General features: G+C 39.1%; 8 protein-coding genes. 1 reads left to right on the top strand and 7 read right to left on the bottom strand.

Annotation, left to right across the window (positions count from 1 at the left end):
- The first annotated feature begins 94 nt into the window (after positions 1-94).
- Positions 95-1,624 (top strand): YifB family Mg chelatase-like AAA ATPase, encoded by a 1,530-nt coding sequence (locus tag HMPREF3263_RS08750; RefSeq protein WP_070853221.1) that lies wholly within the window; start codon positions 95-97, stop codon positions 1,622-1,624.
- Positions 1,625-1,667: 43 nt separating this feature from the next.
- Here HMPREF3263_RS08750 and nfuA read toward each other — a convergent pair whose 3' ends face one another.
- The 7 genes from nfuA to HMPREF3263_RS08785 form a co-directional block, all read right to left on the bottom strand.
- Entirely contained in the window at positions 1,668-2,252 is a 585-nt protein-coding gene (nfuA, locus tag HMPREF3263_RS08755; RefSeq protein ID WP_005694707.1) for a Fe-S biogenesis protein NfuA, read from the bottom strand.
- A gap of 115 nt (positions 2,253-2,367) precedes the next feature.
- Positions 2,368-3,057 carry a ComF family protein gene (locus tag HMPREF3263_RS08760; RefSeq protein ID WP_070853226.1) on the bottom strand — a complete coding sequence of 230 codons (690 nt, stop codon included), beginning with the start codon at positions 3,055-3,057 and terminating at the stop codon, positions 2,368-2,370.
- Positions 3,058-3,076: 19 nt separating this feature from the next.
- Positions 3,077-4,459, bottom strand: a complete 1,383-nt coding sequence (locus HMPREF3263_RS08765; RefSeq protein ID WP_070853222.1) for a type IV pilus secretin PilQ — start codon at positions 4,457-4,459, stop codon at positions 3,077-3,079.
- Between the two features lies 1 nt (position 4,460).
- Entirely contained in the window at positions 4,461-4,844 is a 384-nt protein-coding gene (locus tag HMPREF3263_RS08770) for a pilus assembly protein PilP (RefSeq protein WP_049371353.1), read from the bottom strand.
- Positions 4,844-5,386: a competence protein ComC gene (locus tag HMPREF3263_RS08775; RefSeq protein ID WP_070853223.1), complete on the bottom strand. Its 543-nt coding sequence runs from the start codon at positions 5,384-5,386 to the stop codon at positions 4,844-4,846. Before HMPREF3263_RS08775 ends, HMPREF3263_RS08770 begins: the two co-directional genes overlap by 1 nt.
- A complete protein-coding gene (locus HMPREF3263_RS08780) occupies positions 5,383-5,895 on the bottom strand; it encodes a competence protein ComB (protein ID WP_070853224.1) in 513 nt (170 codons plus the stop codon). Before HMPREF3263_RS08780 ends, HMPREF3263_RS08775 begins: the two co-directional genes overlap by 4 nt.
- The coding region (locus HMPREF3263_RS08785) for a competence protein ComA (RefSeq protein WP_070853225.1) at positions 5,888-6,611 on the bottom strand (724 nt) is incomplete at its 5' end. The genes HMPREF3263_RS08780 and HMPREF3263_RS08785, both read right to left, overlap by 8 nt.

Raw genomic sequence — 6,611 nt, forward strand, 5'->3', positions numbered from 1 at the left:
ATCGCAAAAAAAGCACAGAATGTATGATTTCATTCTGTGCTTTTTTTATAGTGCGAAAATCTGATTATTTTTGACCGAACTTTAAGGAATCTGAATGTCTCTTGCCATTGTTTATAGCCGTGCCTCAATGGGCGTACAAGCCCCTCTTGTTACCATTGAGGTACACTTAAGTAACGGAAAGCCTGGATTTACCTTAGTTGGCCTCCCCGAAAAAACTGTAAAAGAAGCACAAGATCGAGTCAGAAGTGCATTAATGAATGCGCAGTTCAAATATCCTGCCAAACGCATCACCGTAAATCTTGCACCGGCTGATTTACCCAAAGAAGGGGGACGATTTGATTTACCCATTGCGATAGGTATTTTGGCTGCATCAGATCAATTAGATGGTAGCCGTTTAAAACAATTTGAATTCGTTGGTGAACTCGCATTAACAGGTGAATTACGTGGTGTACACGGCGTGATCCCCGCCATTTTAGTGGCACAAAAAGCCAAACGAGCCCCCATTATCGCTTATCAAAATGCCAATGAAGCCTCACTTGTCTCAGAACAAGAGACTTATTTCGCTAAAAATCTTTTGGAAGTCGTGCAATTCTTAAATAATCAAGAAAAATTACCTTTGGCCTCATTACTCGCACAAGAAAGTGCGGTCGGATTTTCAGCTAAAAATCACTTAGATTTGACGGATATTATTGGTCAGCAACATGCTAAACGAGCACTAACAATAGCTGCCGCAGGTCAGCACAACCTACTCTTTTTAGGTCCTCCCGGTACAGGTAAAACTATGTTAGCAAGTCGTCTCACCGCATTACTCCCTGAAATGACTGATTCAGAAGCCATTGAAACCGCTTCGGTTACGAGTTTAGTACAAAATGAATTAAATTTTCATAACTGGAAACAACGACCGTTTCGAGCACCACATCATAGTGCCTCTTTGCCAGCCTTAGTAGGTGGAGGAACCATTCCAAAACCAGGCGAAATATCGCTCGCACATAATGGCGTACTTTTTCTTGATGAATTGCCTGAGTTTGAGCGTAAAGTACTTGATGCACTCCGCCAGCCATTAGAAAGTGGAGAAATTATTATTTCGCGAGCCAATGCTAAAATCCAATTTCCTGCTCGCTTTCAATTAGTTGCGGCGATGAATCCAAGTCCAACGGGGCATTATACGGGAACACATAACCGCACCTCGCCACAACAAGTGATACGTTATTTAAATCGCCTTTCTGGCCCATTTTTAGATCGCTTTGATTTATCCATTGAAGTACCCCTTCTGCCACAAGGTAGCTTACAGAATACTGGAGATAGAGGCGAAACAAGCCAACAAGTAAGAGAAAAAGTGTTAAAAGTGAGAGAAATTCAACTTGCTCGAGCAGGCAAGATCAATGCATATCTTTCAAGCAAAGAAATTGAACGAGACTGTAAATTACAAGATAAAGATTCACTATTTCTTGAGAATGCACTGAATAAGCTAGGGCTTTCAGTAAGAGCCTACCATCGAATTTTGAAAGTCTCACGCACAATTGCCGATTTGAATGGCGAAAAAGAGATACAACAACCTCATTTAGCAGAAGCGCTAGGATATCGGGCGATGGATCGATTGTTACAGAAATTATCTGCCGCTTAGAAAATAAAAGAGCGAATGATTCGCCCTTTTTTATCTTCTATTCTTAATAATAAGAATGTTCACCACGTTGGTGTTCTGTTACGTCTCTTGCACCTTTTAATTCATTCGGGAAGAGCGAAACTAACTGTTTTTCTACCCCGTCTTTTAAAGTGACATCAACCATTGAACAACCATTACAGCCACCACCGAATTGTAGAACAGCATAACCATCATCAGTAATTTCAATTAACGTGATTTTACCGCCATGGCTAGCTAATTGTGGGTTGATTTGTGTTTGAATCACATACTCTACGCGCTCGATTAAAGGCGCATCATCTGCAACTTTACGCATTTTTGCGTTAGGCGCTTTTAAAGTCAGTTGAGCCCCAAGCTCTTCTGTTACATAATCAATTTCCGCATCTTCTAAAAACGGTAAGCTTATTTCATCTACAAATGCTGAAAAAGTATCGTATTTCATTTCGGTATCAGTCGCTTCAACTGAATTTGGCGGGCAATAGGACACGCCACATTCTGCTCCTGGAGTACCCGGATTCACGACAAAAATACGAATATTTGTACCTTCTTCTTGCGTATCTAAAAGTTTCCGAAAATGTGCTTGTGCAGCATCTGAAATAAAAATTTGTTCCATAAATAAAGTCCTAATATTTGATATAATATGTTAAGAATAATACTCCGATATGGCAATTTTTTCTACATTTATTCCTATTTTTATAGATATAGATGAATCCTATCTTTAACAGAATTTAAGCTCTCGCTAAACCCCATACCTGAATTTCTTTTACACCTAATTTTCGAAGCTGTTTGGCTATCTCTGCCAACGTTGAGCCGGTTGTAATCACATCATCCACCAAAGCAACGCGTTCATAAGGAAAAGGCTTTTTGGTATTCACTGCAAAAGCATTTTTAAGATTGTGTCGTCGATCTTTCGCCGTTAAACCTCGCTGAGTATGAGTATGTTTAATCCGTTTCACCACATGATTACAGTTAGGCACATCACACCAACGACTTAACCAATTAGCCAATAAATCAGCCTGATTATAGCCCCGTTGCCACTGTCGAAAATGATATAGCGGTACGGGGATAATCGCCTGTGGCAGAGAGAGTCCATGTGTTCGTCTCGCCTCTCGCACCGCAAGATAAAGCAAACGCGATAAACTCCGATCTAACCAAAACTGTTTTTGGAATTTAAAACGATGAATAAGTGAAGAAAGCGGTTCGAGGTAATGCCCAATAATCACAATACGATCCCAAGCGGGTTCATTTTTCAAACAATGTCCACAGCCCATTGCATAATGCTGCAAGGGTGAACCACATTGCCCACAATAAGGGAAAGTTTTAATTTGCTTCTGACATCGACTGCACAATCCATTTCGACCAAGATGAATAGATCGCTTGCAATGCACACAGCTAAATTGAAAAAAATGAGAAAACATGAGAGAAATTGACCGCACTTTATTTTTTTGTTTTTTCAACTTGTTTAAAATGCTTCTCTTTCTTAGCCATTTCCATTCTTTCACCTTGTTTCAAAATATGAGGGGTCACAAAAATTACAAGCTCTCGCTTTTGATGACGTTCGCTTTCCTTACTAAATAAGCGTTTAATACCTGGAATATCGCCCAATAATGGTACTTTATCGACACCTTTCGTGATCGTATCGTGGAATACACCACCCAATACAATTGTTTCGCCATCTTTGGCAAACACTTGCGTATTAATTTCTTGTTTATCAATGGATACCACTTCATTTTGTCCGTAAGCCACGCGATTTCCCGGGGAATTTTGACTCACTAATAAATCCAATAAAATATTATTATCCTTCGAAATATGCGGTGTGACTTCCAATCCTAACACGGCTTCTCGAAATTCCACTGATTGCGTATCATTTTTCCCATTCGTCACCACATAAGGAATTTCTGTCCCTTGTTTAATGCTTGCGCTTTTCTTATTAGTCGTGAGTAAGCGAGGGCTCGCAATAATTTCTACGTTATTTTCACGTTCAAGTGCGGTTAATTCTAAGTCTAATAATCGACCATTAATTTTAGCCACTTGAAGTGCTAATGAGCCAGCTGGCGTGACCGTTGTCGCAAAATTCACGTTTAAATTATTACTGATATTACTAAAGCCATTCGCATCTAGACTGCCACTCACTCGATGGGCTGCCTCAGTAGGATTAAAAATACCCCAACGCACACCTAATTCTTTTAGGCTTTCATCGGTAATCGTCACAATACGTGCTTCAATGACAATTTGTTCAATGGGTTTATCTAGCTCTGCAATCAATTTTTTAATATTTTTGAGTGAACGTGCATCATCCTGAATCAGTAATACATTGCTTCGGTCATCAAATGTAATTGTGCCGCTAGGTGAAAGCAAAGAACCACTACCAGTTGTTAAAGATTTCATCACATCAGAGGCCTTGGCAAAATGCAGTTTAACCGTTGTACTCACAAGTGGTGTTTCACTAGGCAAACTTTCTCCGCTAATTGCCATAGGTTCTGTCATTTTCTCTGCATATTGCTCATGTTGAGAAGGCTTACCCAAATAATAAATATCATTTTCTTGATAAAAAGAGAGCCCTTTGATTTTTGCTACAGAACGCAATAAACGATCAAAATCTACATTATCCAATTGCAATGAAAGCGTTCCCTCTAATTCATCATCAATCATTAAATTAGTATTTTGCTCAAGAGCAAGTTGTTGGAGTGTCGCCACCATGGGAGCTTGTTTTAAGCGAAGTGAAAATACGCGATTCTCTGCCGCTGAGTAAGTTGTCCATAGGATCAAAAAACACATTAAAAACTGACCGCACTTTGTTTTTATTTTCTGCTTTATCATTTTAAAATCTCATTATGATTGAGGTCGTTTGTTCACATTGCCCAGGTTTATAACTTTGAAGCGTCACGCTGTTTTTACTCACTTTTTCGATTAAATAGCCTTCTTTTCCAATCCTCTGCCCGACTTGAACAGACAGAATATGCCCATTATCATTAAATAACACTTCTGCCTGTTTACCATATTGCACGACTCCAACAATATGTAGCTGAGCCAATGGGCGTTCCTCCGCCAGTCTCGGCTCCGAATACACGCAAGCCGACACCGGCGGTAGGGTGAGCCCCTCTTTTGGATATTCAGTTTGTTCTCTTTGTTTACGATCAAAAGGATCTTGCGAAAATGTTGATACAGAAAAAAACGCTATCAAGATTAAGAAAAGCTTTTTCATTATTTGTCCTTATTTAATTGGAAAATTAACTCACATGTAATAGAAGCATTTTCCTCTTCATCTAATTTCTCAATGTTTAATTGAGTTAAAGAAAGTGTAGGAACATCATTTAAAAGTGCGGTCAAAAATTGCTGCAAATCGACAAAATAGCCTTGCAATGACAAATGCAACAAAGTATGTTGAGAAAAATCCCAACGTAAATCCAACGCTCGAAGTCGCCCATTTAACAACGCCTGTACATGCTGATTAATCGGCAATACAGAATTAGCTAATTCTGGAGAAAGTTGTCGGCTGTCTGACTTTTGCCTTAAGGTTTGTAAAATCTTTTCCTGTTTATCCCACTCTTGCTGCTGCAAACTCAATTCTGCGTCAAGTCGATGTCGTTCGTTGCTATTTTCAACGTAACGAAAAACAGGTAAAAAGATGACCGCACTTAATGCACTCAACCAAAAGGCAACATGGACCATTTGAGGTAATCGAAGCCATCTCCCAAACCAACTTTGTGCACTTTTTTGAACTAGCTCATTGATAAAGTTCCTCATTGCTCAGACTCCGATAAATGAATATCAAATTGAAAAAATAACTGCTGTTGCACTGGCTGAAACTTAGTTAAGTTAACCTCTGTAAAATGACGTTTGAGAAATTGATGTATCTCCTCAAACTCTTGTTGGCTTTCTGTCGCGCCTGAAAGGACAACTCGCTTCGCATTGAGCGTAAATTCATCTAACTCACCCTGTTGTAATGGGAACTCAGTTAATAAATTAAGCAGGCGATACACATATTCTGTATCCATTTCTGTCAGCTCATTCATTTCTTTCAAATCATGTTGTAGTTGTTGAACTTGAATGCGTTTCTGATGGACTTGATAAGTTATTTGTGTCAGTTTTTCTTTTGTCTGGCTTAGGGTTTGCGCTTGTTGTTCATCAAGTTGGTTCAATCCAACGACAATCAAAACTGAGCAAGCTAGCCAAATTAAACCTTGCCACATAAAACGATGAAAGGCCTTTTGATGTTGTTCTAAGCGCCAAGGCAATAAATTAAGGCTAAACATCACCACTCTCCCGATTAACTAAAGGCAAAAGTGCGGTCGTTTTTGAGGATAAATCCACTAGCTTTAAATCGGTTTGCCAAAGTGCATTACCTAAGGCGATGAAAGGAAAATCTGTTTCGATACGCTGCCAATCCTGAGGCTGTAATTCGATTGTGTCTGAATTCAACATATCGGGCGTTTGATACACATAAATCTGTTCTATCGTTTCGGGAAAGCGTTGGATAAATTGTTGATAAAGTTCGGATAAATCACCTTGAGATTGCAAAACTTGTCGTTGTTGTAAGCGTTCACAAACGGCGAGGCAACCTTGTTGATCTTGATATAAAAATAAAGTGTTAATCGGCTCTTGACCTAAAATGGCATAAAATGCACGTAAAATACTGTGATTCAGTAAATCAAGTGCGGTCAATTTTAACGGTAGATATTTTGCTAATTCTGCATTGGCACTTTCTTGTCGAATCGCCGTTATATCCAAACGAAAACCTTGTTTTAATGGCGTGGTAAGATAATCAAACCATAATTCATCCAAAGGAATCGGTAATTCTTTTTGCAAAATAAAACGACATTGTTGTTCACATTCCTGAACATTGAGTGTTTGCGGTAAAATAAGCGTTTTAGACCAAGTTAAGTGAGGCGAAATAGCACCGATAAAACAACATTGGTTTGTTTTTTGCGGTAAATGAGGTAATAACTGGGAAAAAATGTCCTTTTGTTGT

This window comes from Haemophilus sp. HMSC61B11 (assembly GCF_001838615.1).
GTDB classification, from domain to species: domain Bacteria; phylum Pseudomonadota; class Gammaproteobacteria; order Enterobacterales; family Pasteurellaceae; genus Haemophilus_D; species Haemophilus_D parainfluenzae_AD.